The following is a 26,948-nucleotide window of genomic DNA, read 5'->3' on the forward strand; positions in this document are numbered from 1 at the left end:
CGGTGGCTCAGGCGGCCTCGGGTGGCAGGACCAGACCCGCTCCGGGGATCGCGGCCAGCAGAGCCTGCGTATAGGCGGTCTGAGGATTGTCGAACACACTGTCCGTGGTTCCCTGCTCCACGAGCCGCCCTTTCTCCATGACCGCCACGTGATCGGCGATCTGACGGACGACCGCGAGGTCGTGCGTGATGAAGAGATAGCTCAGCCCGAGCTCGGACTGCAGGTCCGCGAGCAGATTCAGGATCTGCGCCTGCACGAGGACGTCGAGAGCGGAGACGGCCTCGTCGCAGATGACCACTTCGGGATCCAGTGCCAGCGCCCGGGCGATAGCGACGCGCTGCCGCTGACCTCCCGAGAGCTCGTTCGGGAACCGCTGCATCATGGACGACGGCAGCGCCACCTGGTCGAGCAGCTCACGTACCTTCTTCTCCCGGCTCTTCCCGTTGCCGATGCTGTGCACGCGCAGGGGTTCCTCGATGGTCCGGTAGATGTTGTACATCGGATCGAGGGAGCCGTAGGGGTCCTGGAAGATGGGCTGCACACGGCGCCGGAAGTCGAAGAGCTCCTTCCGCCCGAGGGTGGTGAGGTCCACGCCGTCGAATTCGATGCTGCCGGAGGTGACCGGCTCGAGACCCAGCACCATTCTCGCGACCGTCGATTTGCCAGACCCGGACTCACCGACGACCGCCGTCGTGGTTCCGCGCGTGACCGAGAAGGACACGTCGTCCACCGCGGTGAAATCGGTGGACCTGCCCCAGCTGCCACGCAATTTGAAGACCTTGGTGAGTTCCGCGACCTTGATCACGGTGTCATGCTGCGGCGATCTCGGCTCGCTGGGAGCCAGTTCGTCCCCCGCCACCTCGCCCGTCTTCTTCGCCGAGGCGATGCGACGCGAGGCGATGGAGGGCGCCGACGCCACGAGCTTCTGCGTGTACGGGTGGCGCGGGTTGGTCAGCAGCTCCAGCGCCGGACCTGCTTCGACGACCTGCCCCTGGTACATCACGATCACCTTGTGCGCCCGTTCGGCGGCGAGCCCGAGATCGTGCGTGATGAGCAGGACGGCGGTGCCGAGCTCCTCCGTCATCGTGTCGAGATGGTCGAGGATCTGGCGCTGGACCGTCACGTCCAGGGCCGACGTCGGCTCGTCGGCGATGAGCAGGCGCGGCCTGCACGACAGCCCGATCGCGATGAGGGCGCGCTGACGCATGCCGCCGGAGAACTCGTGCGGGTACTGGTTGGCCCTGGACTCGGCGTCGGGCAGACCCGCTTCCGCGAGCACCTTCGCCACGTCCTGGGACCCGCTGGGCAGGCCGTTGGCGCGCAGGGTCTCCCGGACCTGGAACCCGATCTTCCACACGGGATTGAGATTGGACATCGGATCCTGTGGCACCATGCCGATGGACGCGCCGCGGAGCTCGACGATCCGCTTCTCCGAGGCGTGCGTGATGTCCTCGCCGTCGAAGATGATGCTGCCGCTGGAGACGCGCCCGTTGCCGGGCAGCAGACCGATCGCGGCGAGCGCCGTCGTCGACTTGCCCGACCCCGACTCCCCCACGATCGCTACGGTTTCCCCGGGCATCACGGTCAGGTGGGCGTCGCGCACCGCCTGCACGTCGCCGTTGTTCGTGGCGAACGTGATGGCCAGGTCCCGCAGTTCGAGCAGTGGAGCGGGTGCGCCCGAGGACGCCCGGTCTGCTGCCCTGCCGTGGTCCGCTGCGGCGCCGGGGTTGATGCCGGCGCCGGTGCCGGGGTTGATGCTGTGGCTCATCGTTTACGCGCCTTCGGATCGAGAGCGTCACGCAGGGCATCGCCCAGCATGATGAAGCTCAGAACGGTGATCGACAGAGCGAGCCCCGGCCAGAAGATGGCCATCGGGTTGCTGCGGAGCGAGGGTTTGGCGGCGAAGATGTCGTTGCCCCAGGACATGACGTCCGGCGGCAGCCCGATCCCCAGGAAGGACAGCGTGGACTCCGCGACGATGAAGGTACCCAGCGAGATGGTCGCGATGACGATCACCGGAGCGAGCGCGTTGGGGATGGCGTGCTTGACGAGCGCTCCGAACGTGGAGACACCCAGGGAGCGTGCTGCCGTGATGAAGTCCGCGTTCCGCACCTCGATGACGGCGGCGCGGGTGATGCGCGCTATCTGGGGCCAGCCGAAGGCCACGAGGATGACGACGAGCGTCCACACATTGCGGTTCTGCTGGAACGCGGGCAACTGCACGACGACGATCGCGCCGAGGATCAGCGGGAGCGCGAAGAAGATGTCGCCGAGACGGGCGAGGATGGCATCGACCCAGCCGCCGAAGAATCCGGCCAGCGCGCCGATGAGTCCACCGATGATCACCACGCCCAGGGTTGCGAACAGGCCCACCGTCAGCGAGGACTGCGTCCCGTAGACCACGCGGGAGAGGATGTCGCAGCCCTGCACCGTGAAACCGAGGGGATGTCCCGGGGCCGGGCCGCCGTCGGAGTTCTCCAGCAGGCAGTTCTCGTTCGGTGGCTCATCGGTGAAGACACCAGGGAAGAGCGCCACGAAGATGACCGCGAGGATCAGCACCGCACTGATGATGAACAGCGGCTGCCGACGCAGGTTGCGCCAGGCCTCAGCCCACAGACTGCTGGGCGCCGCGTCGGTCACCGCACTGTCCGTGGCCCTGACCGGTGTCTCGTCCACGTCCGCCACGAAGTGCTCGATCGGGTAGGCGGAGGTCTTGGTACGTGTCACGGGCGCGGGTGCGTCGGTGGGCACGGAGGAGGATGTTGGTTCAGGCATATCGAATCCTTGGGTCCAACCACGCGTAGAGGAGATCCACCAGCAGGTTGGCGAGGCAGAAGATGAGGATCAGGAAAGTGACGATCGAGACGACCATCGGCCCGTCGCCGTTCAGCACGGCTCGATACAGGGTGTTGCCGACCCCGTTCACGTTGAAGATACCCTCCGTGACGATGGCGCCACCCATGAGGGCGCCGAGATCGGCGCCGAGGAAGGTCACCACGGGAATCAGCGAGTTGCGCAGCACATGCACGACGACCACGCGCTTGCGGCTCAGGCCCTTCGCCGTCGCCGTCCGTACGTAGTCCGCATTGACGTTCTCGATGATGCTCGTACGGGTCAGGCGCAGGACGTACGCGAAGGACACCAGGCCGAGCACCACCGCCGGCAGGAGGAGTTCGCTGATCGTCGCGTCGCCGCTGACCGTCGGATTGGCCCACTCCAGCTTCACCCCGATCAGGAACTGCATCAGGAAGCCGAGCACGAAGATGGGCACGGCGATCACGATGAGCGACAGCACGAGAACCGAGGAGTCGAAGATCCTGCCCTTGCGCAGGCCCGCGATCAGGCCGAAGACGATGCCGAAGACGGCCTCGAGGATGAGCGCCATGACCGCGAGCTTCGCGGTGGTCGGGAAGACCTCGGCGATGATGGTCGCGATGGGACGGCCGGAGAAGTTGGTGCCGAGATCGAAGGTGAGTACACCCTTGAGGTAGAGCAGGTACTGGATCCAGAACGGCTGATCGAGGTTGTACTGCTCACGCAGACCGGCGATGACGGCGGGAGTACACCCGCGCTCACCGCAGATCGCCGCTGTGGCATCGCCGGGAAGACTGAAGACGAGGAAGTAGACGAGCAGCGTGGCGCCGAGGAACACGGGGATCAGCTGCAGGAAGCGTCGGACGATGTACCAGGTCATCGCTGCGCTCCGCCCGGAGGGACGTACGTCCTGACAGGACGCGGGTGGTGATCGATCATGGGGAAGGTCTGACCTTTGCTTCGGGGCGCGAAAAGGGGGCCCGCCCGGTGCGGGCGGGCCCCTGGACGCATCGGGCTAGTTGCCGGTGATGGCGTAGTAGAGCGGAACACCGTTCCAGCCGAACTCGACGCCGTCCACGTTGTTGCTCCAGCCGCCCTGGGCGACCTGGTACCACAGCGGGATGGCGGGCAGATCGTCCAGGATCATCTCCTGGGCCTCATTCATGATCTCGTTGCCCTCCTCGACAGAGGTGGCAGCAAGACCCTCGGTGAGCTTCTGGTCGAACTCGGGGTTGCTGTAGCGGGCATCGTTGGAGCCTGCGCCCGTGGCGTAGATCGGTCCGAGGAAGTTGTACAGCGAGGGATAGTCGGCCTGCCAGCCCGAGCGCAGCGCCCCGGAGAGCGTCCCGTCGGTGGCCTCGGTGCGGGCCTCCTTGAAGGTTGCGTAGGGCTTGCCCGAGACCTCGATGTCGAGGTTGTTCTTGATGCTGTTCACCACGGCCTCGACCCACGTCTTGTGGTCGCCCTTGTCGGCGTTGTAGCCGATGGTCAGGGGCTCGGACTCGTCGTACGGCTCGATCTCCTCGGCCTGCTCCCACAGACTCCTTGCTTCCTCGGGATTGAACTCGAGGTTCTCGCTGCCCGGCAGATCGGGGTTGTAGCCGTCGAGGACGGGAGCGGTGAACTCCTCCGCGGGCGTGCGTCCGTTGCTGAAGATCACCTCGGTGATCTCGGGACGGTCGATGGCCATGGAGAGGGCCTGGCGCCGCAGCTTGCCGGCCTCGCCGTCCCAGTTGGGGAGGTAGTACGGAATCGCGATGGTCTGGTTGCCCGCGTAGGGCGATTCGACCCAGCGCTCACCCAGATCGTTCTTGAAGTTCTTGATGTCGGAGGTGGGGATGATCTTGAGGACATCGAGATTGTCGGAGATCAGATCCTGGTAGGCGGTCGTGTCGTTCTGGTAGATCTTGAACGTGATGCCGCCGTTCTGGGCTTCCTTAGGTCCCTCGTAGTCCTCGTTCGGCACGAGTTCTATCTGCTGGTTGTGCTGCCACGCACCCTCGGAGGCGAACATGTACGGCCCGTTGCCGATCGGGTTCTCACCGAACGCGGCAGGATCGTCGAAGGCCACCGCGGGCAGCGGAGCAAACGCGCTGTAGCCCAGCCGCAGGGGCCAGTCCGACTCGGGCTGGGAGAGGGCGACCGTGAATGTCAGGTCATCGACCACCTCGAGGCCACTCATGGTCTCCACCTCGGAGCCCTCGGCGCTGGCCTCGTCGTAGCCCTCGATGCTCTCGAAGAAGTAGCTGGAGAGCTGGGCGTTCTTCGCAGCGGCGCCGTAGTTCCACGCATCCACGAATGAGTTCGCCGTCACAGGATCACCGTTGGTGAAGGTCTGGCCCTCCTTCAGCGTGATCGTGTAGTTCTGCGCATCCTCGGTCTCGATGGACTCGGCCACCTCGTTCTGCGAGACGCCGTCGGCGTCGTAGCTCACCAGACCGGCGAAGATGAGATCCAGGATCGCTCCGCCGCCCACCTCGTTGGTGCTGGTGGGGATCAGCGGGTTCTGGGGCTCCGAGCCGTCCACCACGATGACCGCTTCGGTGTCGCCACCTCCACCACCGTCCGCGCTGGAATCAGAGTCCGAGCCGCATGCACTCAGTGCGAGGACGGCGATGGCCGCGACGCTGAGCATTGTGGAACTGCGCGTGTAACGCATTCCGCCTCCTAGGTATTGGGTTCTCCCGGCATCGATGAGACCGGTCGGGTAGCTCTGCTGATGGCGAGAGCCAACTCACAGGGCAAGATCATATGCCCGTTTCGTTGCCGTGCTGAACCTCCTGTGGAAGGAAGCTCACGGCCGGCGTTCAGAAAGCCGCCGGAGCACACCTCGCGCTCGCGTCCTCCCGCGGACCGACGCCGGTGATCACAGTTCGGTAACGCCTCGCCGATCATATCCAGTCCGCCATCGTGTCATCGCGAGCGCCTCGAGCAAGGGGGAGTTGTGTTGCGAAGATTGCAACCCGAGACGCGAACTCGCCGCGTCCGGGCCGACCGTCGCCTAGTCGCCCGACTCCAGCAGCTTCGCCCGCAGTTCCCGCCGCTCCCGCTGCTTCTCCGGATCCGGCAGCGGCACGGCAGCGAGGAGACGCTGCGTGTAGGGGTCCGCCGGACGGCGCAGGATCTGGTCCCGCAGCCCCTGTTCGACGATCCGCCCGCGCTGCATGACGCAGATGTAGTCGGCCAGTACGTCGACGACGGCGAGATCGTGCGTGACGAACAGGCACGCGAATCCCAGTTCGCGCTGCAGATTCTGGAACAGTTCCAGCACCTTGGCCTGCACCGAGACGTCCAGTGCCGACGTCGGCTCGTCGGCGACCATCAGCTTGGGCCTGAGGGACAGTGCCCGCGCGATCCCCACGCGCTGCTTCTGGCCGCCCGAGAGCTCATGGGGGTACCTGTTGCGGTAGGCGCGGGGCAGTTCCACCTGGTCCAGGAGCGTCTCGATGCGCTTCTGCAGATCGGCGCCCCTCGCCTCCTTCGCCAGGTACATGGGCTCACCGATGCTCTCACCGATGGGCAGTCGCGGATTCAGGGACGAGGACGGGTCCTGGAAGACCATGCCGACGTCACGGCGGACCTTTCCCAGTTCCTTCGAGGTCGGCCGGAGCCCGGAGATGTCGGTCCCCACGACCTTCAGCGATCCGGCGGCGACCGGCAGCAGGCCGACCGCGGCACGTCCGATGGTCGTCTTGCCCGAACCGGACTCCCCCACCAGTCCGATCACCTGACCGGGATACACCGTCAGGTTCGCGCCCTCCACGGCGCGGAACGCCGGTACACGGCCCTGCTTCGGGTACTCGATGGCGACGTCGACCAGCTCGAGGACCGCGGCTGTCGTGGGCTGCGCCGGCGCCCCCCGCGTTGCCGCCGGCTGCTCCGGCGTCGCATCGCCGGCGGCTGCCACCGCGTGCGCACCGTTGCGGGCCGCAGCGCCGTCGGGTGCGAGGCCGTCGTGCGGCTGCCCGTCCGCGTGCGTCGCTGCTTCGAGCGCTGCGGTGATGTCGCCGTCGTCGGCCCCGGAGCCCTGCCCGAGGTGCGGCACGGCTGCGAGCAGTGCTTTCGTGTACTCGTGCTGCGGGTCGTTGAAGACCTGGTCCGCGGTGCCGGTCTCCACGATGCGGCCCTGCCGCATGACGGCGATGCGATCGGCCAGATCGGCGACGACGCCCATGTCGTGGGTGATCAGCACGATGGCGCTGTTGAGCTTGCTGCGCAGATTGCGCATGAGATCGAGGATCTCGGCCTGGACCGTGACGTCGAGCGCGGTGGTCGGTTCATCGGCGATCAGTAGCCTCGGATCGCACGAGAGCGACTGCGCGATCATGGCGCGCTGGCGCTGGCCGCCCGAGAGCTGGTGCGGGTAGGAACGGAAGGCCTTCTCCGGATCCGGCAGCTCGACCAGCTCGAGCAGGCGGATGGTGCGCTGCCGCGCCTCGTCGGGTGAGACCGCATTGTGCAGGCGGATGGTCTCGACGATCTGGAATCCGACCGTATAGACCGGATTCAGGGCGGTCATGGGTTCCTGGAAGATCACCGCGACATCGTTGCCGCGGATCTGCCGGAGCTGAGCCGGTGACATGGTCAGGACGGATTTGCCGTTGAGCAGCACCTCGCCCGTGACCCGCGCGTTCTCCGGGAGCAGCCCGAGCAGGGACATGGAACTGGCGCTCTTGCCCGAGCCCGACTCCCCCACGATCGCGAGGACCTCACCGGCGTTGACCTCGTAGTTGAGATCGATCGCCGCGGGAACCCATTCCTTGTCGACGCCGAACTCGACACCGAGATGGCGTACTTCGAGGACGGGCCCCTCGGACGCGGGCCGGTTGGCCCCGGAACCGCCGATGACCTGAGTGCTCATGAGGAGATCTCCTTGATGGCGGGGGCGCCGCTGTGCAGCGGGGCCTCCTGGATTGCCGCGGACGGTCGCAGTGCTGGGACGATGGAGCCATGACGAGCTCCCGGAACATGGCAGCGACCACTGTTTTCAGGCCACGCACCAGTACGTGGTTCACGGCTCTCGCCGTCCTCGTCACCGCCGGGAGCCTGGTCTCCGTGATGGCCACCGAGGGCCTCGCGGGACTGACGACGGGCTGGCCGTTGCTGGGCATCGCCTTCGTGGGCTGGTGGCTGTTCTGGTACCCGGCGGTGGTCTTCGCCGAGGACGGTGTCACCCTGCGGAATCCGCTCGCCACGATCAGCGTCCCCTGGGCTGCCCTGATCGACGTCGACACCAAGTACGCCCTGAAGCTGGTGACCCCGCGAGGCGCGTACACCGCGTGGGCCGCGCCGGCTCCCGGGGTCTGGGGAACGCACGCCGGCAAGCCGGAGCACGTGACCAATCTGCCCTCCACGAGTTACGGGCCCGACAGGTCCATCAGGCCGGGGGACCTGAAGAACACGGACTCCGGCCACGCAGCCTACCTGGTGCGCTCCCGCTGGCAGGAACTGGTGGAGAGCGGTGCGATCGACATCGACCGGCCGGCGCTTCCGGCGCGTTCCTGGCACTGGAAGCTCGTGCTGGTGGCGGTCCTGTTCGCGGCCGCCACCGTGTGGACGCTCGCGTCCGGCTCCTAACCGGGCGCTCACGCCGCTGCCGACTTCGCCGAGTCCTTGACGCGACCGGCCCGGAACTTCTTCTGGCGTGGGTCGAAGGCATCACGCAGACCGTCACCGATGAAGTTGATGGACAGGCAGATCAGCACGATGAACAGCCCCGGGAACCAGAACAGCCAGGGGCGCGTCTGGAACGCTTCCTGATTCTGGCTGATGATGAGGCCGAGCGAGACGTCGGGGGCCTTCACGCCGAAGCCGATGTAGCTCAGCGCAGTCTCCAGCAGGATCGCCGAGGACATCAGCAGCGTGGTGTTGACGATGATCACCCCGACCGCGTTGGGCAGGATGTGCTTGAAGATGATGCGGGTGTTGGAGGCGCCGGCGATCTTCGCGGCGTCGACGAACTCACGCTCCCGCAGCGTCAGGAACTCACCGCGGACCAGCCGGGCGAGCCCCGTCCACAGCACGAGACCGAGGAAGAGCCCGAGCAGCCAGATCTGGCCGCCGGAACCGACGAACCGTGTCACAGCCTTGCCCAACGTTGCCGCCGCGAGGACGACGGGGATGATGATGATGATGTCGGTGAAGCGCATGAGTACCGCTTCCGGCCAGCCACGGAAGTACCCGGAGCACGCGCCGACCACCACGCCGACCAGGCCCGCGAGAGCGCCGATCAGGAACATGATGATGATGGAGTTCTGCGTACCGCGCATGGTCATGGCGAAGTAGTCGCGGCCGATCGAGTCCTGACCGAACGGGTGCTCTCCCCAGCTGAAGGGCCCCGTGATGGTCGGGACGCCCCCGTTGAGGAGGGGTACGAACTCGGTGTGGTTGTACTTCCACCAGCCCGGGATGCCCGCGAATCCCTCCGAGGTGAAGGCGAGCAGGAAGATGGCGGCGAACACCACGAGGCTGATGATCGCCGCGGTGTTGTCGAAGAACTTCCGGCGGACGATCTGCCCCTGCGAGAGGCCTTTCCGCTCCGGCTCCGGCTCGTCCTCGGACGAGATCTCCAGCTCCGGGTCCGGGTGCACCGGACCGGTCGCGGTCGACCGTGCGCGGATGGGGAAATCCGAGGGACTCTGCGTCGTCATGCTTTTACCCTTACGCGAGGATCGAGGAACGAGTACACGATGTCGGCCACCAGGTTGAAGACCAGGGCCAGGATGCCGGCGATGAGGAAGAAGCCCATGATCGGGTCGGGGTCCACCCGGCGCAGTGCCTGCACGAAGAGCTGTCCCATCCCGGCGAACGCGAAGACCTGCTCCGTGATGATCGCGCCTCCGATGAGTGCTCCGATGTCGAAGGCCACCAGGGTGGCCAGCGGGATCAGCGCGTTGCGGAAGGCGTGGCGCATGACCACGGTGCGCTCGCTCAAACCCTTCGCACGCGCCGTACGGATGTAGTCCTGGTTCATGATCTCCAGCATCGAGGCCCTCGAGTACCGGCTGTAGCTCGCCAGGGACGCGAGCAGTAGCGCCAGCGTTGGCAGCAACAGATGGGTGAACGTGTCGAGGCCGTTGATCCAGAGCGACTCGTCGAGTCCGGGTGTCTCGGCGCCGACCGTGGCGATGGGTCTGCCACCGACGCGCGAATTGCTGACGTAGGCCGGCCAGGTGACCATGAACCGGTCGACGATGATGACGAACGCCATCAGCAGACCTGTCAGTGCCGCCGCGCGCATGCTCTGCCCGCGGTCGTAGCCGCCCATGAGATATCCCACGAGGACGCCTACGAGCACCATGACCGCCGCGAAGACGATGATCATCCAGATGGTCGCCGAGCTGAAGAGGGGGTTGACCACGTAGTACGCCACGAGGCTCAGCGCCACGATGATGAACGACGCGTACAACGCCTTGCGATTCCTCAGGCCGGCGGTGAGCAGCACGACGCCGAGGGCGATACCGATGCCCGTGATCACGATGACGATCGGCCCGAGTCCCGGGTTCGAGAACCAGTCGAGGAGATCGAGGACGATGAGCAGCCCCGCTGCGACGACGGCCCCCAGCAGGAAGGCGATGCCCTTCCGCTTCCACGAGCTGCTTGCGAACAGGGACCAGATCAGCCCGCTGGCGATCGCGACCACCAGGATCGTCAGGGGCGGTATCTCGGGATCACGGAGGAAGTTGTTGAAACCGATGGCGCCGAACTCCTTGAGGAGGACGGCGAGCCAGAAGATCGGCAGCGAGAAGAACAGGAAGGACATGAACGTGACGCCGTAGTCGAGACCGCTGTACTGGCGCAGCGCGGTGATGATGCCGAGCGAGACTCCGATGATGATCGCGAGGATGGTCGCCGTCGTGACGAGCGTGATGGTGTTCCCCATGGCCCGGGCAAGCGCCGTCGTGACCGCCTCGCCCTGGATGCTCGTGCCCAGATCACACGTGGCAGCGAACGGGACGAGGCACTTGGCCGCTCCTGCCAGCCACCCGAAGTACCGCAGGGGCGCAGGGGTGTTGAGATCGAGCAGCTCTATGCGGGCCTGGATCAGCTGGTCCCGGTTGGGGGCGCTACTGCCGCGCAGATCCTCGAGGGGATCGCCGGAGAGTGCGGTGAGCTGGTAGACGACGAACGATGCACCGAACAGGATGAGTACGGCCGTCACCAGACGCCGGACGATATAGGTCACCATGGGTTTCGAGCCTCAATGTTGGATACGGGCGTGGATCCCCGCGCTATCGCTGAAGTGTAGTTCAGGGTTCGTCGCGGGTGGTGGCGTCAGCTCGACGAGTCGCCTCGAGTTGCGGACGGTGCGTCCGGCCTCGGTCGGGCGCCGGCAGCTACTGATCGCGCGAAAGGCGCCGGAGCGGGCGAGTGGCCCGTCCCGGCGCCTTTCACGAACTGACGTTGCTGGGTGCTTCGTCGACCGGAATTACGAGGCGACGGACCAGTCCCAGAAGTTCCACCAGATGCCCATCTGGTTCGGCATGTATTCGACACCCGAGACGTTGTCGCTGTACGCATCGACGCCGGGTACCTGGAACAGCGGCAGTCCGTACTTGGAGTCCCAGATCAGCTGGTCGATCTGGACCTGGAGTGCGTCCTGCTCGGCCGGGTCCGTGGTGACGATCAGCTCGTCCATCAGCTCGTCGGCCTCGGGGCTCGAGAACCCGTTGAAGTTGGAGCCGTTGCCGGTCTTGAAGATCTGCGGGACGCCCGAGACACCGACGCCGGAGTTGATCCACCCGAAGATGGTCGCATCGTAGGTGCCGTTGCCCAGCGCCGCGCCCCAGTCCGAGGCGCCGAGGCCGCCGTCGACCACGTTGAAGCCGGCCTCGGCGGCCGACTCCGCGATCAGGGTGTACGCGTTGAGCCGGTTCGGGTTGTCCCGGTTGTACATGATGCGCACCTCGGGCGTTGCTCCGTCGAGCAGCTCCCTCGCACCCTCGATATCGACCTCGTCGTAGGCGTCCGACCCGTTGGTGCTGGCGGCCTCCTCGTAGGCCTCCTGATCCGTCAGGAACAGCTGGGAGTCGAGGGGCTCGGCATCCGGGTTGATCTTCTTGATGATCGTGTCCACCAACTGCTGGCGGGGAACGGTCTTCATGAAGGCTTCGCGGACGTTCTCGTCCTCGAACACCCCATCGAAGTTGAGATCGATGTGGTCGTAGGAGAGCTGGTTGCCCTGCTCGATGGTCACACCACTATCACTGAGCGCTTCGAGCTGCTCCACGGTATCGGCGGAGGCCTGCGGGGCGATGATGTCCACCTCACCGTTCTGCAGTGCCTGGACCTGCGCCGGAGCCTCACCGATGTAGCGCACGGTGATCTCGTCGACATTCGGTATCGGACCCCAGTCGTAGTCCTCGTTGCGCACCAGCGTCATCGACTGGTCCGGGGTGATGCTCGAGGCGATGAACGGGCCGTTCGAGAGGTAGAGGCTCTCATCCTCCGGCAGGGACTTGGTGTCGAAGCCCGTGTTCCAGAAGTCGGCCATGGCCTGGATCTCCGGACGCTCCTCCGGATTCTCCGGATCCCCCGCCGGCGCTGTCTGGATGAGCTCGATCAGCGCATCCTCGTCCGCCAGGCCCGCCTTCTCCGCGATCACATGGGCCGGGGTGGCAATACCGGCCTCACCGGTCATGTCTCCGAACGCGACCATGTAGTCGGCGTAGGGCTCCGAGTAGTTCAGGGTGATGGAGCGCCCGTCCTCTCCGATCTCGGGGAGGTCGGTGAGCGCAAGTCCGCTCGAGTCACCGGCGTAGTCGAAGTACGTGGTGCCGGAGACGGTCTCTCCCTCGTCGTCGGTCTCGGCGTCGTCGAAGTAGCCGGAGTGGATGGCCCAGGTCAGCAGCAGGTCACCGGCGTCCACGGCGTTGCCGTCGGACCAGGTCACGTCCTCGTTGACGGTGTACCGCACGCTCAGGGGGTCCTCGGAGAGGACCTCCATGGTGCCGAAGTCCTCGTTCTGGACCACCTCGAGATCGTTGTTGACGTACACGAAGCCGGCATGGGTCGCGTAGGCGATCTTGCCGTTGATGTCCACGTTGCCCTCGGACGTGTTCGAGTTGAACGAGCTGAACGCATTCACCTCGACGACGCGGATCGCTCCCCCCGATGCCTCGCCGTCGCTGCCGTCGTCATTCGAATCGGTACCCGTATCGGCAGCGCAGGCACTCAGTGCCAGTGCTGCTGCGGCAGCGACTCCCACCGCTTTGGAAGTACGTGTGAAACGCATTCCGCCTCCTCTTTCTCAGTGTGGTTCCACCCTCACGCGGGGTTGCATGACAGCTGACGCGCACCCTCGTGGGTAACGCCACTCACATGAGCACGAGCCTAGGTGCAGTTCCTGAGCAAAACCAACGATCGGCGGTCGGTTCGTCCGTTGTTATCGACCTGTAATAAATGGAGGGACGCAGCCGGCAGCGCAGATTGTTTTCCGCAAGCAGTGTGAGCCCTTGATCGAGGACCCGACCCGGTGCTTTGCTTGGGATCGATCCGGCGCGCCTTTCCCGGGTCACCCGTGGGTCGCACGGGTCCTCGGGTACACAGAGCAGGACGGGACGAAAAATCGCATGGCCTGGCTCTTCGTCGACAAGCATGCAGCCGTCTGGGACGACGACGCGAACGTCCAGGCTGCGATCGGAGCGCTCAAGGCGCGTCTCGACGAGCATCCGGAAGTACACCTGTCCATCCAGAGCAGGGGCCTGAAGGGGCCGGTCTTCGTGATCACGAAGCAGACGGTGCTCAGTTCGCCCGAACTGAACAATCGGTTCAACGCCGATCTGTTCGCGGAACTGACCACGCCCACTGCGCGCAGCAGCCCCACCATCCACTGGTTCTCGGACGGGCGCGGCTTCGTCTCGGAGACTAACAGCCGCCTCTGGTGACTTCGGCGCTGCGCCGTCGTGCCCGACGGCGATGCGCGAAGGAGCCGGACGACGTTCCAGTCAACGCAAGACGTCGGTCAGTGGTTGCAGCAGGCGCAGGATTGGTCCGTGGCGCAGCAGGAATCGCCCGCAACCTCCGTACTCCCTGCCTCCTCGACGGACGCGGGAGTGTCCATGCTGCCCGGCGCCGGCGAACAGCAGGTATCACCTCGCCAGGCCTCCCTGCCCTCCCTCACCGCGACAGCGGCGATGACCAGCGCAGCTACGGGATCTGCCCAGGACCACCCGAGAACACTGTTGAGCACGAGCCCACCGAGCAGCACGGCGGAGAGGTAGGTGCACAGCAGGGTCTGCTTGGAGTCCGCTACGGCGGAGCGCGAACCGAGCTCACGACCGGCTCTGCGCTGCGCCCAGGACAGGAACGGCATGACGACCAGGCTGACGGCAGCCAGGACGATTCCCACCAGGGAGTGCTGGGGTTCTGCAGCCCCGAGGAGCGCGCGTCCGGCGTCGATGGTCACGAACGCGGCGAGGCCGAAGAAGGAGAAGGCGATCAGGCGCAGGGCCGTGCGTTCGCGCGCCTCAGGATCGCGTCCGGCGAACTGCCATGCCACCGCTGCTGCGGAGAGGACTTCGACGATCGAATCGAGACCGAAGCCGATGAGGGCGCTGGAGGAGGCGATGGTGCCGGCGCTGAGCGCGACGACGGCCTCGATGACGTTGTAGGTGATGGTCGCTGCCACGAAGAGGCGGATCCGCCGGGTGAGGACCGACCGACGCTCTACCGTCGGCGTCGTCCGGGCAAGGGTCGAGGTCATCAGCAGCAGGCCCTTCCGGCAGTATGGACATCGGCGGGGCAGTCACAGGCGGGGCCCACAACGGCGACGACGTCGAGCAGCGCCGTCAGGGCCTCTCCGAGTTTCCGGTCGGCGAGCTCGTAGCGGACCCGGCGTCCCTCGGGTACGGCCACCACGAGGCCGCAGCCCCGCAGGCAGCCCAGGTGGTTCGAGAGGCTCTGGCGACTCACCCCGATCAACTCCGCCAGCTCACTCGGGTACGACGGCGCGTCCCGCAGCGCCAGCAGCACCCGCGACCGAGTGGGGTCCGACAAGGCGTACCCGAAGCGGGCGAGAACCGCCGACGACACGAGAGTTTCCACCGTTGGATAATACATCCATTGCTGTACACCGGCGAAGTGGCTGAGCGATCGGCGTCGGGAATCGCCCACGGACACACTCATGCCACCGTGCTGCCCCACGACACCAACCGCACCGGATCAGCCGACGTCCGCAACTGGTTCCCGGGACAGGAAGTAGCTCCCCATCGGCGTCTCCAGCCGCCTAGAGTGAGTATCCCGGCGCGTACGCGTCCCCGCCCGGAGACATCCTCCCCAGTGCGCTCGCGCTGTTTCGGGTGATCCGGTTGCCATGGAAGGACAGCAATGAACACCTCGAGCAGTCGCATCACCCCGATGACCACGAAGCGCCGGCGGATCGGCGCGACATTCTCCGTGCTGGCACTCGGCCTTGCCCTCGGCATGTCGGCGTGCAGCACCGACGACACCGCTGAGGCACCCGTGACGGAGAACGCCGGAGCGCCGGTCACCGATGCTGCAGCTCAGGCGACTGCCGACGATGCCGCTGTCCTGGCACGGGCGGCACTCGCCGACGTCGACGGCCAGCCACGCGGTGAGGTGGCGTTCACCGAGGCAGACGGCTCCCTGGTGGTGTCCGTCTCGGCCGAGGGGATGGATCCCGGCTTCTACGGTCTCCATGTCCACGAGATCGGCGAGTGCGTGGCCGACAGCGCCGCGCCGGACGATCCCAGCGACACCGGCGCGTTCGAGTCCGCCGGCAGCCACATCCCCGGGGACGGTGCGGACCACCCGGAACACGCGGGCGATCTTCCCCCGCTGCTCGTGGGACAGGACGGCACGGCAACCATGACGGTGAGCACGGATCGGCTCGACGAGGCACTGCTGCTGGATGCCGACGGCGCGGCAGTCATGATCCACTCGAAACCCGACAACTTCGCCAACATCCCGGAGCGGTACGCGCCCGACGGTCCCGACGACGACACCACCGGCGCAGGCGATGCAGGTGATCGTCTCGCCTGCGGTGTCGTGGAAGGCTCCGTCCCGCCTACTGCCGGCTAGGAGATTCCCTCGGCGACGCTCTCCCCGCGGTCGGACGTGATGTCCACGCCGGAGGGCGCCGCACCGGGTGAGGTGTAGTGCACGCCGTCGGACCTGTCCCCGCTGGCGTGGATTCCGCCGGCCACGTGCCACGTCCCGACGCTGTCCTCCAGCTCGACCGAGACGACGTCGTCGCCCATGGTGGAGATGGCACCCCCCACGCGTACCTCGTCAACCGCACCACCGGGCTTGACGCTCAGCGCGACGGCCTTGAGCGTCATCTGCACGCCCTTGACCAGGCTCGTCCCCTCGCCGCCCTGGGTCGTCAGGTCCTTCCTGATGGTCAGCCGCGGGAGTGGGCGTGAGAGTTGCACGCCGATCGACCCGTCCGCGTAGGTCTCGATGGACTCGAAGACCGCCTCCTCGAGGGAGCCGTCGTACAGATTGAAGCCGCGCGCGCCCTTGCCGTGGGTCTCGATGGGCGCGTTGATCTCCAGCTTCCCGATGTCGCTGAAGTTGACGAAGCCGATGCCGCTGGGCCCGTGGGAGGTGACCGGCTGCTCGGCGGTCCATATCTGCACATCACCCCAGTTGTCGAGCACCATGTCGTTCTGGCCGAGTGTCGTTACGGGTCCATGATTCGTCACCTGGTCCACGATGGCACCGCTGATCACGAAGACACCACCGCTGATCAGATCCGCGGCGCCGTCGGCGATACCGCCGTCGGTGTAGACCTCGCCGGTGGTCAGCTTCGTCATCCTCAGTGTGCCACCGGAGGCTTTGCCGTCGTCCGTCCCGTGCCCGCCGACGAAGACGCCGCTGCCGCGTACCGGGCTCTCCTTCGAGCCCACGACGACGTTCGTGATCTCGGCCGTGAGTTCGACGTCGGCGTCGGGCTGGCGGTTCCAGACCGTCAGACCGCCCTGCATGGCCTCGACCCCGAAGCCTCGTGGGCGATCAGTCCGACCACGGACGTCCGCTGCGGTCACCGTCAGCGCATCGATGACGACATGGCCGGAGCGGACGGCCTGCGTCGCGACGATCGCGACCTGCCCCACCGTGGTGACATTGCGCAGGGTGAGCGTGCCCCAGTCGGACCGGGTGACGTCGGCATAGACGGCGATCTCGTGCTCGGGCACGGCGATCTCGATGTCCTCGAGCATGTTGTCCTGCGTCAACAGGACGCCCTTGGACCCGAACTCGAGGCGGCCGCCGTGCAGCCGGGCGCCCGCAGGGAGCACGACGCGCGGAATGCCGGAGATGGTGCCGGAGACCTCGATGTCCTGTGCGCCGTCCGCGAGCGCGTCCTGCAGCTCCTCCGCCGTGCTGACTGTGTGTGACTGGGCCATGGTGGAAACCTTCCGCTGGTGTGGCTTGTACCTGCCCAGTCTTCCATCCAGCGATCGTCCGAGACAGCACTGCTTCCTGTCATGGCGCCGTCACGGGGTCGGTGGTCGCCAGTCCCAGGAGCTCTGCGACCGTCGTCATCGTGGAGTCGTGAGTGGCGACCACGACCGGAACTCCGACGAGCAACGCCGTCGCCAGATGAAGCGCATCGAGGGTCCTCACATGCCGCTCGATGGATTCGGCGACGGCGTGCGTTTCCCGGGTGATCTCCAGCAGGCCGACGCGATCGAGTAGCGGTGCCCCATCCGTCAGCGACCGGCCGTCCCGGCGCAGCACCCGGATCACCTCGGTTCGCAGGAGACGCGATGACACGAAGGTCGTCTGAGGAGTCTCCATCCATACCTGCAGCCGCCCTCGCTCGGGCACGTCCAGGACAGTACGGAGTGCCACCGAAGAATCGAGGTAGACGATCGTCGCCGTCACGCCTCAGACGTCCCCGCGCATCTCGTCGAGGAGTGCATCGACCTGGGAGTCGATGTAGGCGGGGCCACCCGGGCGGTTCGGCCACGGCGTCGGCGTCGTTGCGGGAGGAACATAGCGCCCCTCGCGTTCGAGCCGGACCAGCCCGGAGTCCTGGTCCCGAATGGTGCTGACCCGCCACCGCGGCTTCCCGCGCTCGGTCACGACGACGTCCTCGGAGTCCGCGACCTGACCGAGAACCGCAGCAGTGTTCTGGTTGAGCTCGCGCTTGGTGACGGTCCTCATGAAACATGATTGTACTACCCATGTCAGATAAGTCGGGATTTCACACTGCTTGAGCCGGTGCCTCGTCGTCGTTCCCGAGCACCAGCTGCCCGAGTCGAGCGCCGAAACCGGCGCAGAGGACGTGCGCGTGCTCCATTGGCGACCACCAGCAGGTCCACCGCTGAGGTGCGCCTCCGTCGGATGGATGGTCCTCGCCTGCACTCCAGCGATCGAGGGCCAGCTCGTCGATCAGTTCGAGCTGGAAGAAGTGACGCTCATGTACCTCGTTCTTGGACGGCCGCACGTCGTACCGTTCGACGCCGAGATCTCGCACGACTCGCGTCCGACGACCCGTCTCCTCGAGGACCTCACGCACAACTGCTTCGGCGGGCGACTCGCCCGGCTCCAACGTTCCGGCCGGGACCTGAACACCTGCGATCTCCAGGGCGACGTCGTCGTGCGTGAACACCAGGAGGCGGCCGTGATCGACAACGTAACCGACGACCTTCTGCACCAGGCGCCGTTCGGGGCGCATCCGCTGTGATTGCTCGCTTGCCATGCGCAACCTGCCTTCCGTGTCCTTCGATGGAACCACGCCGTTCGTCATCGGTCCTGGGTACCACCGACGAGAGGCTTCACCATGATCAGGCACGGGTTGCCCTCACCCCACAGCTCCGTCTCCTCGAGGGCAAGGAAGCCCCACTTCTCGTAGAAGGGCCGGGTCCGCGCATATCCTTAATCCGGATGAGATGGTCCCAAGGTCTTCACCTCCAGAAGCTTCACCCCGCGACTGACAGCATCCGCCTCGATCGCAGCGAGCATTGCACTGCCCACGCCCGAGCCGTGTACGGCTCGGGCAACGACGATGAGGTGGATCTCGACGACGTGCGAAAAGTGTCGGTCGACCAGTGTCACACCGACCACCCGGCCCGCAGCATCGCGGACGGTCCACGTCTCCTTCGACCGCGCGGCCTCGATGTACTCCGCGTTACACTCCGGCTGTCCGAACCACTCCGGCACGGTTCCGAGCAGCCGCGCGACGTCCTCCGGAACCTGATGGTCCCGCGTGGAACTCCATGCCGAGTGACTCATGCGATCTCACTCATGCGGCGTCCCACTGGTTGATCAGTGGGTGACATCAGAGACCTCCTCCTGGTACCGGTCAATTCGTTCAGCGCGTGTTCGTCGCTCCGGGGGCAATGACATCAAAACTTGCAGACCGCGCGGCCTCTCCGAACCTGTGGTCATAGGTGAGGATCGCCGATACATCGAGCCGCATCGCCGCCTCAAGATGCAGAGCGTCAAGGGTGCCCAGATACGGCATTGGCAGGAAGCCGGCGCTGCGGTAGACGGCCCTGTCGAGCGCTGCAAGCCCGACGCCGTCGAGAAGACGAGTCACGTCGGACTGAGCGAGTCCCTCCCGTACAGCAACGCGGCGCAGCTCGGTTTCGAGCAGATCGATGGAGACGAGGTCAGCGCGCGTCTGGTCCAGCCAATCCAGGAGTGCCGGGCTCTCAGGCTGGTCGATCAACAGTGCAGCCAGAGCGGAGGTGTCGACGTAGATGACCGGACGGCTGGTCACCGGTCGCCGCGCAGGTCGTCGAGGATCTCGGCGAGACTGTGCTCCGAGGTCTTGCGTTCAATAGCCAGAGCCCTCCAGCCACCCTCGCGGCGGGCGGGCCGAGCGACAGGCAGCGTGGCAGCGGGCGCATCGAGTGGCACGATCCGCCCTACAGGCACGCCGCTGTTGGTCAGGACGAAGGAGTGGCCCTCGCTGACCGCGCGGAGCACTCGGCCAGACTCGTTGCGGAGCTCGCGCTGTGACAAGCTTTCGACCTGCGGTTCAGTAGTGCTCACTCCCCTCTTGTAGCGCCCGTGCTACGCACTGGCGGAAGCGCCGGCCCCTGACGGCCCTCGGGCGCACCACCCCCAACGGCGGGGTTGGCGGTGATCCCGAAGGGAACGGGTATCACAGCATTTCGAGGGGTTTTGCGTGTGCCGGCGGCGGGAAAGCGCGATCGAGGCGCTCGAGATCGGTGTCGTTGAGGTGAAGGTCGCGGGCGGCGGCGTTCTCGAGCACATGCTCGGCGGTCGAAGCCTTCGGGATGGCGAGTACGCTGCTGGTGCGCATCGTCCACGCCAGAGCGACCTGCGCGGGCGTCGCGCCAAGCTCGCGTGCGATCGCCGTCAGATCCGGGTTGCCGAGCAGTCGTCCCTGCTCCACGGGTGAATAGGCCATCACGGGCATCTTCTTCGAAGCACACCATGGCATCAGGTCGAACTCCGGACCGCGACGTGTCAGGTTGTACAGCACCTGATCGGTCTGGCACCCCTCAGGCAAACTCTGGAGCTCGTCGGTGTCGAGGTTACTCACACCCCACGCACGGATCGAGCCCTCGTCGATGAGGGCCTCGAACGCTGCGACGGTCTCCTCGAAGGGGAACCTCCCCCGCCAATGCAGGAGATACAGATCAAGGCAGTCAGTACCCAGACGGTCCAGGCTTGCATGACAGGCCTCGATCGTCCCTGCTGCGGAGGCGTTCGAGGGTAGGACCTTGCTCACCAGGAAAACCTCATCGCGCCTACCCCTGATGGCTTCTTCGACAAGGTCCTCACTGCGCCCATCACCGTACATCTCGGCGGTATCGATCACGGTCAGGCCCAGATCAATACCTGTACGCAGCGCCCTGATCTCAGCATTCCGGCTGGCAGGAGAGTCACCCAAGTTCCACGTTCCCTGCCCCAGAACAGGAACTACAGTGCCGTCCGGGAAAGTAATCACACGCCAACGCTACAACCAGGGCCATCAGCTAGCGAGGTGTGATGGAAGCCAACCTATGGGTCAGGTCAAAGTGCCACCGATCGGTGGGTATGCCAGCCCTTCAATGGTGAGCCCATCGTAAGCGGGGGTCGATGGGCCTCGTCAGAGCCTCTAGGGCTTTGCTGTGAAGAAGTCACGGACCTCCGACACGATCTCGTCCGGGTTTTCCTCGGCCAGATAGTGTCCGCAGTTGACCACGCGTCCGGAGATACTGACGGCGATGTTCCGCCAGAGCTCAAGCGGGTCGAAGTGCTTCTCGATCACTCCGTGCTCAGCCCACAAAATTCGCAGTGGCACGCGGATGAGGTTCCCGGCAGCGCGGTCTCCACGATCATGCTCAAGATCGATCGAGGCACTTGCACGATAATCCTCACATGCACCGAGTGCTCGCGCTGCACCTGTGAGGCCGGCGACGTACGCGTCAAGCGCCTCAGCCGGAAACGGCGCCAACCCGGCGTGGCGACCTCCCAGAACCCCCTCGACATAGGCACGCGGGCTGTTACCGATCAGTGTCTCCGGCAGCGGTGCCGGCTGAATGAGCGCGAACCAGTGCCAATAGGCGGAGGCGAACTTTCGGTCGGTGGCCTCATACATGTCCAGCGTCGGCGCAATGTCCAGAAGCATTGCCCGATGCACGCGGTCGGGCGCATCCGCAGCCAATCGCGCCGCAACCCGTGCGCCTCTGTCGTGTCCCACTACCGAGAACTCGCGGCGCCCCAGATAGTCCATCAACGCCAGCGCATCGCGGGCCATTTCGCGCTTGCTGTAGCTGTGATGCTCCGCGTCCGGGACCGGACGCCCGGATTCGCCATAGCCACGCAAGTCAGGAGCAACGACGAAGAAGTCTTCGGCAAGTGCCGGGGCCACTCGGTGCCACATGACATGCGACTGCGGATGCCCGTGCAGCAGCAACAGCGCAGGCTTGCCCTCATCCGGACTGGTGCGCCCCCGCAAGCGCACCCCGTTGACGTCGACATCGAGGTCGGCGAAGCCGTCAAACATTCCGTTGCTCCTTGCGCTGTCTCACCACGATGTCAGGATCTCGGACCAAGCCCAGGAATCGTTCGCTGGCCTCGCCGCAATGGACGAGCACATGTGCTCCGACGTTTACGCCACCTTCAGTGGCTTGATCGCGGCAACCTTTTCACGCAGCACTCGGCGCTCGAGCCGCAGTTCGTAGTTGGACTGCAGATTCATCCAGAACTCCTCGGACGTTCCGAAGTACCGGGCGAGGCGGATCGCTGTATCGACCGTGATGCACCGCTTGCCATCCACGATCTCGTTGATGCGCCGCGGCGCACACCGATCGAGACTGCCAGCGTATTCTGTGTAATCCCGAAGCCCTCGATGAAGTCCTCCATGAGGATCTCCCCAGGGTGGATCGGCTCAATCAGGTCGTTCTCGGTGGTAGTCGGCGAGCTCGACATCTTCCGCACCTCCATCTCTCCAGACGAAGCAGAAACGCCACTGGGCGTTCACCCAGATGCTGTGCTGACCACGACGGTCGCCGACGAGTCGCTCCAGCCGATTTCCCCGGGGACACGCAGGTCCTCGACATCCTTCGCCGCATGGATCAACTCAAGCTCCCACAGAATCGCCCGTTGCCCTGTTCGGTCGACACGCTGACGTACTGCTCCAGCCAGATGCGTTCGGTGCCCATTCAAAGCTCTTCTGAAGTACCGAAGTACCTGGTACTTCAGAAGGTTGCGCTGCGGTCAGTAGTGGTAGCGCGCCTGAAGGATGACTAGATCGTCGCCGTCGAGAAGGTAGACCAGCCGATGCTCATCGGTAATGCGTCTCGACCACGAACCCTGTGCGCCGTACTTGAGCTGCTCGGGCTTCCCGATGCCGGCGAATGGCTCACGGAGGCAGGCGTCGATGAGCACGTTGATCCGCTTGAGGGTCCGGCGGTCGGCCGTCTGCCAATGCTTGTAGTCCTCCCAGGCTGACGGGTCCCAGACCAGACGCACTCAGTCCTCCCGGTCGAGATCGTGCACCTCGGTCTGACCCGCACGGGCGCGCTCGTAGGCATCGAGGAGCCGACGGGCATTGGCGGGTGAGCGGAACAGGTACGCCGTCTCCTGCCAGGCGGCGTACTCGTCGGCAGGCATGAGAACGGCGTTGCCATGGCGGGAGACGATCTCCACAGCCTCACGGTCCTCGTTGATGCGTTCGATGAGCGGGAACAGCGTCTTGCGCGCCTCGCTGGCACTCATGGACATGTCGATGACCTTTCACCCAGACAAGTGGTACACGATTATGGTACCGCTCAACGCGATTGGCCCGGCAGCAATACTGCCGGCTCGACGTCGGCATCGTCCTCCGTACGAACAGCCATCACAGTGCACGCAGCCGGACACGACGCCGTTGGTCGGAGTAGATCAGTCGGCGGCGAGGTGGCCGCGCAATACTTCGGCGAGAGGCGAGAGACGAGAGGCGGGAGATGGGTCCGACGTCGCGGACGATGTCGACATCGACGCCGAAGTACTCATGAACGACGATGTTGCGGAAACCTCGGATTTGCGGCCAGACGATCTCCGGGTGCGCACAAGTGATCTCTGCGGGGAGATGGTTCACGGCTTCACCGATGATCTGCAGGTTGCGCTCGATCGCGTCCTCTGCCATCTCCAGCAGACCCGCATCGCCGTCAAGAGCAGCGACATAGCGCCGGCATCGCTCGATGGCCTCGAGAACATCAGCGATGCGCTGGGCTGGGTCGCTACTCACAATGCCAGCGCATCCTCGAGCGCCGAAGCCGAGACCGGCCGCTTGAGCAGTTGTACAGGGAACACGTCGATGTCATCGCGGCCGAATAGGGATCGAGTGTCTTCCAATAGCCCGGAGGCCCGCATCAAAAGGTTGCCATCTGCAGGATCCATGTCGACGAGGATGTCGATGTCGTACCCCGGGGATGCGGTGCCCCGGGCGGCTGACCCGAACAGCTTCGGGTTGGTGGCGGCGTACCGATCAAGGAGTACTTGGAATTCTTCACGGGGCGCGGCGATGAGCTCGCGAAGCGCGAGCGTCTCGGTCGTCATGATCTCGATCATGGCTTCAGAATACCGGCCCCTTCCTTCCCGGGCTCTTACGATCGAGCCGGCCTGCTCCACCCGTTTCGCCCCGCTCCCGACTCGCTCAACGGACTGGTAGCTCACACATTGAAGCGGAACTCCACCACGTTCCGTAGCCGCCTAACCTGTACCGAAGTTCGGATATTTCAGCCTGCTGCGTCGACGGTCGATCTGCCGCGTGGGTAGGTGATGCCTGGCCGGTGGCATCGCGTGCCTCTGCTGAGCAAGATGCCCCGTCCCCAAAGCCAATCCCAGGTAGGTTCGCGAAAACGTCCTCCGACCGGCTCGACATCACAAAGGGCGACGCTAACTTGGTACTCGGCTCTGCGCCACCAAAGTAGCCCATTGGTCAATTCGCTTAGAATCGAGCGGGGGCTCCTCGACTCGCCCCATAGACCGACGACGCTGAACGTTCGCAAGGATCCACATGGACACAGAAGCTGCACCTGCCCCGCCCCCGCATCGGCTCCGCTATTACGGGCCCGGAGACTACGCGACTTATTGGCAAATCGAGCAAGCAGCTGAAGTAATTAGGGGCTTCGACCCAGCTTCCCCCTTTGAGGATGTCAACAGCATCCTGGAACTGCACAACGCACGGCTATTCGTAGAGGCAGGTTTTTTTCCTTCTGATGTCGCTGAAGACGACCGACAGGCCCTCATCACAGTCGCCGCACTCACTCGACGGACAGTCGCACGATGGTTCAACACCCTCAAGGACGAAAATCTCACCGAGATGTTGACGAAAGTTGACTGGCAGTATCACGAGCACCTTCTCGATCTCTTGGCTGGCCTCGGAGTCTTCGGACGCTGCTCGGCTGCTGCAATGCTGACTGCGCTCGAACACGCAAGGGTTGGCCTCGGCGACATGCTCACGAGCAAGCGGCTGGTGGAGAACTATGACACGACCCTGCGCGAACGGCTCCTAGCCGAGCCGGGTCGAGCCGAACTTGTGGTCAGGTACTACCTTGAGGACGACAAGAAGGTGGTCACCTTTCTTCCCGCGAGTTTCAGTGCAACGGACTCGCGGGCCCTTATGGAGGCCTACATTGACAGCTCGGAGCCGAACCCGAACTATCTTCACCTAATCGCACACGCTGCGATCGACAGCTGTGCCGGAATAGATGCCAAGCTGGTTCTTAAGGCGAGGCGTCGGTACGACGCGATTATCAAGGATTTCTTCCATACGACCCCCGGCATCAAGACTGGTTGCGCCGTTGCCATATCACCAACTCAGATTGAGCCCGTGACTGCAACGTTGAACGACATGGTCATCGAATACACCTTCGGGGAGGCCTGGCTGGAAAGCACGTTAGACTTCCCGTCCATTCTGAACAACTTCCAGTTCCTGCTCGAGTTCGCACCCCAGGACGGGCTCCTAACTCTCCCCGCATTCGACAGCGAACGCCGCGGCCTTGAACTCGCCATGGGTCTGAACGGCGCCGCCCACTACCGCACCGGGCATGCATATGACGGCAAGGATCGAGCGACACTACTCCAAACGGTAATGTACCAGCGGTACCTGGCGACAAAGGGTATCGACCTCGAGGCGGTGATCCGCTGGTACTTCGATGAGCACCTTCCTGCAGAGTATGGCGTCGAAGGTTTCGTGTTCATCGCCTCAAGCCCGACAGCCAATTATCTGGAGCGGTCCCGGAACCTGTTCGCTGAGATGGAATCCGTGGCAACGCAGTTCAAACTGTTCATCGAGGACGGCGAAATCGACCATGACTTAGCGGCTGTAGGAGCGGATCAGGTCCGATACCGAACCATTCCCAGTGCGTTGGAAGCTAAGTACGCCTATGCGACAGACCATGTTGAGATTCGAACTATCCTGCACACGTTGTTCTCTGATCAGTCGCACCTGGCTTACATCAACGAGGACTTAAGAGGCGACAACCTCGTCGAACTGCTTCAGCGAAACAAGGTGTCGTATGAATCGCTCCACGAATATCAACGCCCTCTCATCGACAAACTGATCGAACTCGGAGCAGCCGAGAATACCGGCAGGCACGTTCGACTCAAGGACCCCGGACTGTTCCACGTCCTAAAGTCACTCAATGACTACCAAGCCGTTGCCTACCACCATCTAAGCGGGGGGTCCCGAACACATGTTGACACGATGCTCGATGCTGGGTGGCTGGTAACACGTTCGTCGCTGTTCACTGACGCCGAAGTGGCCTACTTCAACTACAACCTCAACTCAACCGAATTCAGCAACGGGCCGAAGTTGCGTAATAAATATCAACACGGCACCCAGCCGAAGGACGGCGGCGAAATCCAGCATCAACAGACCTATTACATCGCGCTGCGACTAATGATTGCGATAGTTATAAAGATCAACGACGAGTTCTGGCTTCTTGATGTGGAGAAGAAGGGGCAGGCCTGAGTTTACCGGCTCATCCGATTTGAAGGTGTAGGCATGGTTGGCGTGTTGGTCCTGAGATAAGCGTCGAGGTCTCCCGAGAATGGCGGTTCCTACGCCAACCACTTCGGAAGACCTCGACGTGTACGACGCTACCTTTGCTCGCCCTGACCTGACCACGTTTTGCCGGCTTGATGAGCTTGGGCTCATCGTCACTGGGCAGCGGGTTGAACCTGATCGTGCGGTGCTGGCCTGCCGTGTTCTGGAACCGGATCGATGGTGCCGGCGCTGCGGCTGTGAAGGGGTTCCCCGAGACACAGTGACGCGCCGGTTGGCGCACGAACCGCTGAGATGGCGGCCGACCACGCTGCTGATCACGATACGTCGCTACCGGTGCGGCAGTTGCGGGCACGTGTGGCGTCAGGACACGAGGAAGGCCGCCGCACCGAGGGCCAAGCTCTCTCGGCTCGGGCCGCGGTGGGCGTTGGAGGCTGTTGTGGTCCAGCATCTGACGGTGGCGCGGGTCGCTGAAGGGCTTGGAGTCTCCTGGGACACCGCCATCGACGCGGTCCTCGCGGAGGGCAGACGTGTCCTGATAGAGGATTCCACCCAATTCAACGGGGTCACTGCGATCGGCGTTGATGAGCATGTGGTGCGCCACGAGGCGCTGTTGTTTCGGATGGAGGTGAAAGACCTGCATCGCTTCGCTGTCGTAGCAGTGGGGTGAAGCTGGCGGCAGCCTGACTCGGGGAACGCCGGGTGTGGGTGG

At 64.6% G+C, this 26,948-nt stretch carries 28 protein-coding genes and 2 pseudogenes; 5 read left to right on the top strand and 25 right to left on the bottom strand.

Annotation, left to right across the window (positions count from 1 at the left end; all coding sequences use genetic code 11):
* Positions 1 to 7: 7 nt before the first annotated feature.
* The 5 genes from E8P82_RS10540 to E8P82_RS10560 form a co-directional block, all read right to left on the bottom strand.
* Positions 8 to 1,768, bottom strand: coding sequence for an ABC transporter ATP-binding protein (locus E8P82_RS10540; protein WP_136454716.1), 1,761 nt, complete (start codon positions 1,766 to 1,768; stop codon positions 8 to 10).
* The gene (locus E8P82_RS10545) at positions 1,765 to 2,775 is read right to left on the bottom strand and encodes an ABC transporter permease (protein ID WP_136454718.1); all 1,011 of its coding nucleotides are present in this window, start codon (positions 2,773 to 2,775) and stop codon (positions 1,765 to 1,767) included. Before E8P82_RS10545 ends, E8P82_RS10540 begins: the two co-directional genes overlap by 4 nt.
* Complete coding sequence (locus E8P82_RS10550) at positions 2,768 to 3,694, bottom strand: ABC transporter permease (RefSeq protein WP_136454719.1); 927 nt, start codon at positions 3,692 to 3,694, stop codon at positions 2,768 to 2,770. The genes E8P82_RS10545 and E8P82_RS10550 overlap by 8 nt, the downstream gene beginning before the upstream one ends.
* A gap of 135 nt (positions 3,695 to 3,829) precedes the next feature.
* Positions 3,830 to 5,473, bottom strand: a complete 1,644-nt coding sequence (locus E8P82_RS10555) for a peptide ABC transporter substrate-binding protein (protein ID WP_136454720.1) — start codon at positions 5,471 to 5,473, stop codon at positions 3,830 to 3,832.
* 342 nt (positions 5,474 to 5,815) lie between these two features.
* Positions 5,816 to 7,675, bottom strand: a complete 1,860-nt coding sequence (locus E8P82_RS10560; protein WP_136454722.1) for an ABC transporter ATP-binding protein — start codon at positions 7,673 to 7,675, stop codon at positions 5,816 to 5,818.
* An 89-nt stretch (positions 7,676 to 7,764) separates the two neighbouring features.
* On the opposite strand from E8P82_RS10560, the gene E8P82_RS10565 reads away from it, so the two are divergent.
* A complete protein-coding gene (locus tag E8P82_RS10565; protein ID WP_136454723.1) occupies positions 7,765 to 8,391 on the top strand; it encodes a PH domain-containing protein in 627 nt (208 codons plus the stop codon).
* A gap of 8 nt (positions 8,392 to 8,399) precedes the next feature.
* On the opposite strand, the gene E8P82_RS10570 is transcribed toward E8P82_RS10565, so the two are convergent.
* The 3 genes from E8P82_RS10570 to E8P82_RS10580 all read right to left on the bottom strand — a co-directional run bounded on the left by E8P82_RS10570 (position 8,400) and on the right by E8P82_RS10580 (position 13,048).
* The gene (locus tag E8P82_RS10570; RefSeq protein WP_136454725.1) at positions 8,400 to 9,464 is read right to left on the bottom strand and encodes an ABC transporter permease; all 1,065 of its coding nucleotides are present in this window, start codon (positions 9,462 to 9,464) and stop codon (positions 8,400 to 8,402) included.
* Positions 9,461 to 11,002 (bottom strand): ABC transporter permease, encoded by a 1,542-nt coding sequence (locus tag E8P82_RS10575; protein WP_136454727.1) that lies wholly within the window; start codon positions 11,000 to 11,002, stop codon positions 9,461 to 9,463. The genes E8P82_RS10570 and E8P82_RS10575 overlap by 4 nt, the downstream gene beginning before the upstream one ends.
* Before the next feature lie 240 nt (positions 11,003 to 11,242).
* Complete coding sequence (locus tag E8P82_RS10580; RefSeq protein WP_136454728.1) at positions 11,243 to 13,048, bottom strand: ABC transporter family substrate-binding protein; 1,806 nt, start codon at positions 13,046 to 13,048, stop codon at positions 11,243 to 11,245.
* Between the two features lie 337 nt (positions 13,049 to 13,385).
* Between E8P82_RS10580 and E8P82_RS10585 the strand changes: the two genes are divergently transcribed.
* The gene (locus E8P82_RS10585; protein ID WP_136454730.1) at positions 13,386 to 13,700 is read left to right on the top strand and encodes a hypothetical protein; all 315 of its coding nucleotides are present in this window, start codon (positions 13,386 to 13,388) and stop codon (positions 13,698 to 13,700) included.
* 77 nt (positions 13,701 to 13,777) lie between these two features.
* On the opposite strand, the gene E8P82_RS10590 is transcribed toward E8P82_RS10585, so the two are convergent.
* On the bottom strand, positions 13,778 to 14,518 hold the full coding sequence (locus E8P82_RS10590) for a cation efflux transmembrane domain-containing protein (protein ID WP_136454732.1): 741 nt from the start codon (positions 14,516 to 14,518) through the stop codon (positions 13,778 to 13,780).
* Positions 14,518 to 14,859: an ArsR/SmtB family transcription factor gene (locus E8P82_RS10595; protein WP_246021243.1), complete on the bottom strand. Its 342-nt coding sequence runs from the start codon at positions 14,857 to 14,859 to the stop codon at positions 14,518 to 14,520. Before E8P82_RS10595 ends, E8P82_RS10590 begins: the two co-directional genes overlap by 1 nt.
* A gap of 282 nt (positions 14,860 to 15,141) precedes the next feature.
* On the opposite strand from E8P82_RS10595, the gene E8P82_RS10600 reads away from it, so the two are divergent.
* Positions 15,142 to 15,855, top strand: a complete 714-nt coding sequence (locus E8P82_RS10600; RefSeq protein WP_136454735.1) for a superoxide dismutase family protein — start codon at positions 15,142 to 15,144, stop codon at positions 15,853 to 15,855.
* On the opposite strand, the gene E8P82_RS10605 is transcribed toward E8P82_RS10600, so the two are convergent.
* The 15 genes and pseudogenes from E8P82_RS10605 to E8P82_RS10675 form a co-directional block, all read right to left on the bottom strand.
* Positions 15,852 to 17,183 (bottom strand): hypothetical protein, encoded by a 1,332-nt coding sequence (locus tag E8P82_RS10605; RefSeq protein WP_136454737.1) that lies wholly within the window; start codon positions 17,181 to 17,183, stop codon positions 15,852 to 15,854. The two genes, E8P82_RS10600 and E8P82_RS10605, sit on opposite strands and share 4 nt — an antisense overlap.
* 79 nt (positions 17,184 to 17,262) lie before the next feature.
* The gene (locus E8P82_RS10610; protein WP_136454738.1) at positions 17,263 to 17,664 is read right to left on the bottom strand and encodes a type II toxin-antitoxin system VapC family toxin; all 402 of its coding nucleotides are present in this window, start codon (positions 17,662 to 17,664) and stop codon (positions 17,263 to 17,265) included.
* Between the two features lie 3 nt (positions 17,665 to 17,667).
* Positions 17,668 to 17,946 (bottom strand): type II toxin-antitoxin system Phd/YefM family antitoxin, encoded by a 279-nt coding sequence (locus E8P82_RS10615; protein WP_136454740.1) that lies wholly within the window; start codon positions 17,944 to 17,946, stop codon positions 17,668 to 17,670.
* Positions 17,947 to 17,986: 40 nt separating this feature from the next.
* Positions 17,987 to 18,532: an NUDIX hydrolase gene (locus tag E8P82_RS10620; protein WP_342773236.1), complete on the bottom strand. Its 546-nt coding sequence runs from the start codon at positions 18,530 to 18,532 to the stop codon at positions 17,987 to 17,989.
* 128 nt (positions 18,533 to 18,660) lie between these two features.
* Entirely contained in the window at positions 18,661 to 19,017 is a 357-nt protein-coding gene (locus E8P82_RS10625; protein ID WP_246021245.1) for a GNAT family N-acetyltransferase, read from the bottom strand.
* A gap of 79 nt (positions 19,018 to 19,096) precedes the next feature.
* Positions 19,097 to 19,507: a type II toxin-antitoxin system VapC family toxin gene (locus E8P82_RS10630; RefSeq protein ID WP_136454743.1), complete on the bottom strand. Its 411-nt coding sequence runs from the start codon at positions 19,505 to 19,507 to the stop codon at positions 19,097 to 19,099.
* Entirely contained in the window at positions 19,504 to 19,782 is a 279-nt protein-coding gene (locus tag E8P82_RS10635; protein WP_136454745.1) for a type II toxin-antitoxin system Phd/YefM family antitoxin, read from the bottom strand. Before E8P82_RS10635 ends, E8P82_RS10630 begins: the two co-directional genes overlap by 4 nt.
* 112 nt (positions 19,783 to 19,894) lie before the next feature.
* Positions 19,895 to 20,707, bottom strand: a complete 813-nt coding sequence (locus tag E8P82_RS10640) for an aldo/keto reductase (protein WP_136454746.1) — start codon at positions 20,705 to 20,707, stop codon at positions 19,895 to 19,897.
* A gap of 150 nt (positions 20,708 to 20,857) precedes the next feature.
* Positions 20,858 to 21,748: an alpha/beta fold hydrolase gene (locus E8P82_RS10645; protein ID WP_136454748.1), complete on the bottom strand. Its 891-nt coding sequence runs from the start codon at positions 21,746 to 21,748 to the stop codon at positions 20,858 to 20,860.
* Between the two features lie 105 nt (positions 21,749 to 21,853).
* Positions 21,854 to 22,173: pseudogene (locus tag E8P82_RS10650) on the bottom strand (HigA family addiction module antitoxin).
* Complete coding sequence (locus E8P82_RS15285; RefSeq protein ID WP_342773237.1) at positions 22,133 to 22,270, bottom strand: type II toxin-antitoxin system RelE/ParE family toxin; 138 nt, start codon at positions 22,268 to 22,270, stop codon at positions 22,133 to 22,135. Before E8P82_RS15285 ends, E8P82_RS10650 begins: the two are co-directional and overlap by 41 nt.
* Positions 22,271 to 22,461: 191 nt before the next feature.
* Positions 22,462 to 22,716: a Txe/YoeB family addiction module toxin gene (locus E8P82_RS10660; protein ID WP_136454749.1), complete on the bottom strand. Its 255-nt coding sequence runs from the start codon at positions 22,714 to 22,716 to the stop codon at positions 22,462 to 22,464.
* Positions 22,717 to 22,968, bottom strand: a complete 252-nt coding sequence (locus tag E8P82_RS10665) for a type II toxin-antitoxin system Phd/YefM family antitoxin (protein WP_136454751.1) — start codon at positions 22,966 to 22,968, stop codon at positions 22,717 to 22,719.
* 115 nt (positions 22,969 to 23,083) lie between these two features.
* On the bottom strand, positions 23,084 to 23,473 hold the full coding sequence (locus E8P82_RS10670) for a HepT-like ribonuclease domain-containing protein (RefSeq protein ID WP_211096856.1): 390 nt from the start codon (positions 23,471 to 23,473) through the stop codon (positions 23,084 to 23,086).
* A complete protein-coding gene (locus E8P82_RS10675; RefSeq protein WP_136454752.1) occupies positions 23,470 to 23,796 on the bottom strand; it encodes a nucleotidyltransferase family protein in 327 nt (108 codons plus the stop codon). The genes E8P82_RS10670 and E8P82_RS10675 overlap by 4 nt, the downstream gene beginning before the upstream one ends.
* 448 nt (positions 23,797 to 24,244) lie before the next feature.
* Between E8P82_RS10675 and E8P82_RS10680 the strand changes: the two genes are divergently transcribed.
* Both E8P82_RS10680 and E8P82_RS10685 read left to right on the top strand, forming a co-directional pair.
* Positions 24,245 to 26,203, top strand: coding sequence for a hypothetical protein (locus E8P82_RS10680; protein ID WP_136454754.1), 1,959 nt, complete (start codon positions 24,245 to 24,247; stop codon positions 26,201 to 26,203).
* 118 nt (positions 26,204 to 26,321) lie between these two features.
* A pseudogene (locus E8P82_RS10685) lies at positions 26,322 to 26,840 on the top strand (transposase); the annotation flags it as partial.
* Positions 26,841 to 26,948 lie beyond the last annotated feature (108 nt).

It is taken from the genome of Arthrobacter echini (genome assembly GCF_004803505.1).
Classification (GTDB): Bacteria; Actinomycetota; Actinomycetes; order Actinomycetales; family Micrococcaceae; genus Arthrobacter_D; species Arthrobacter_D echini.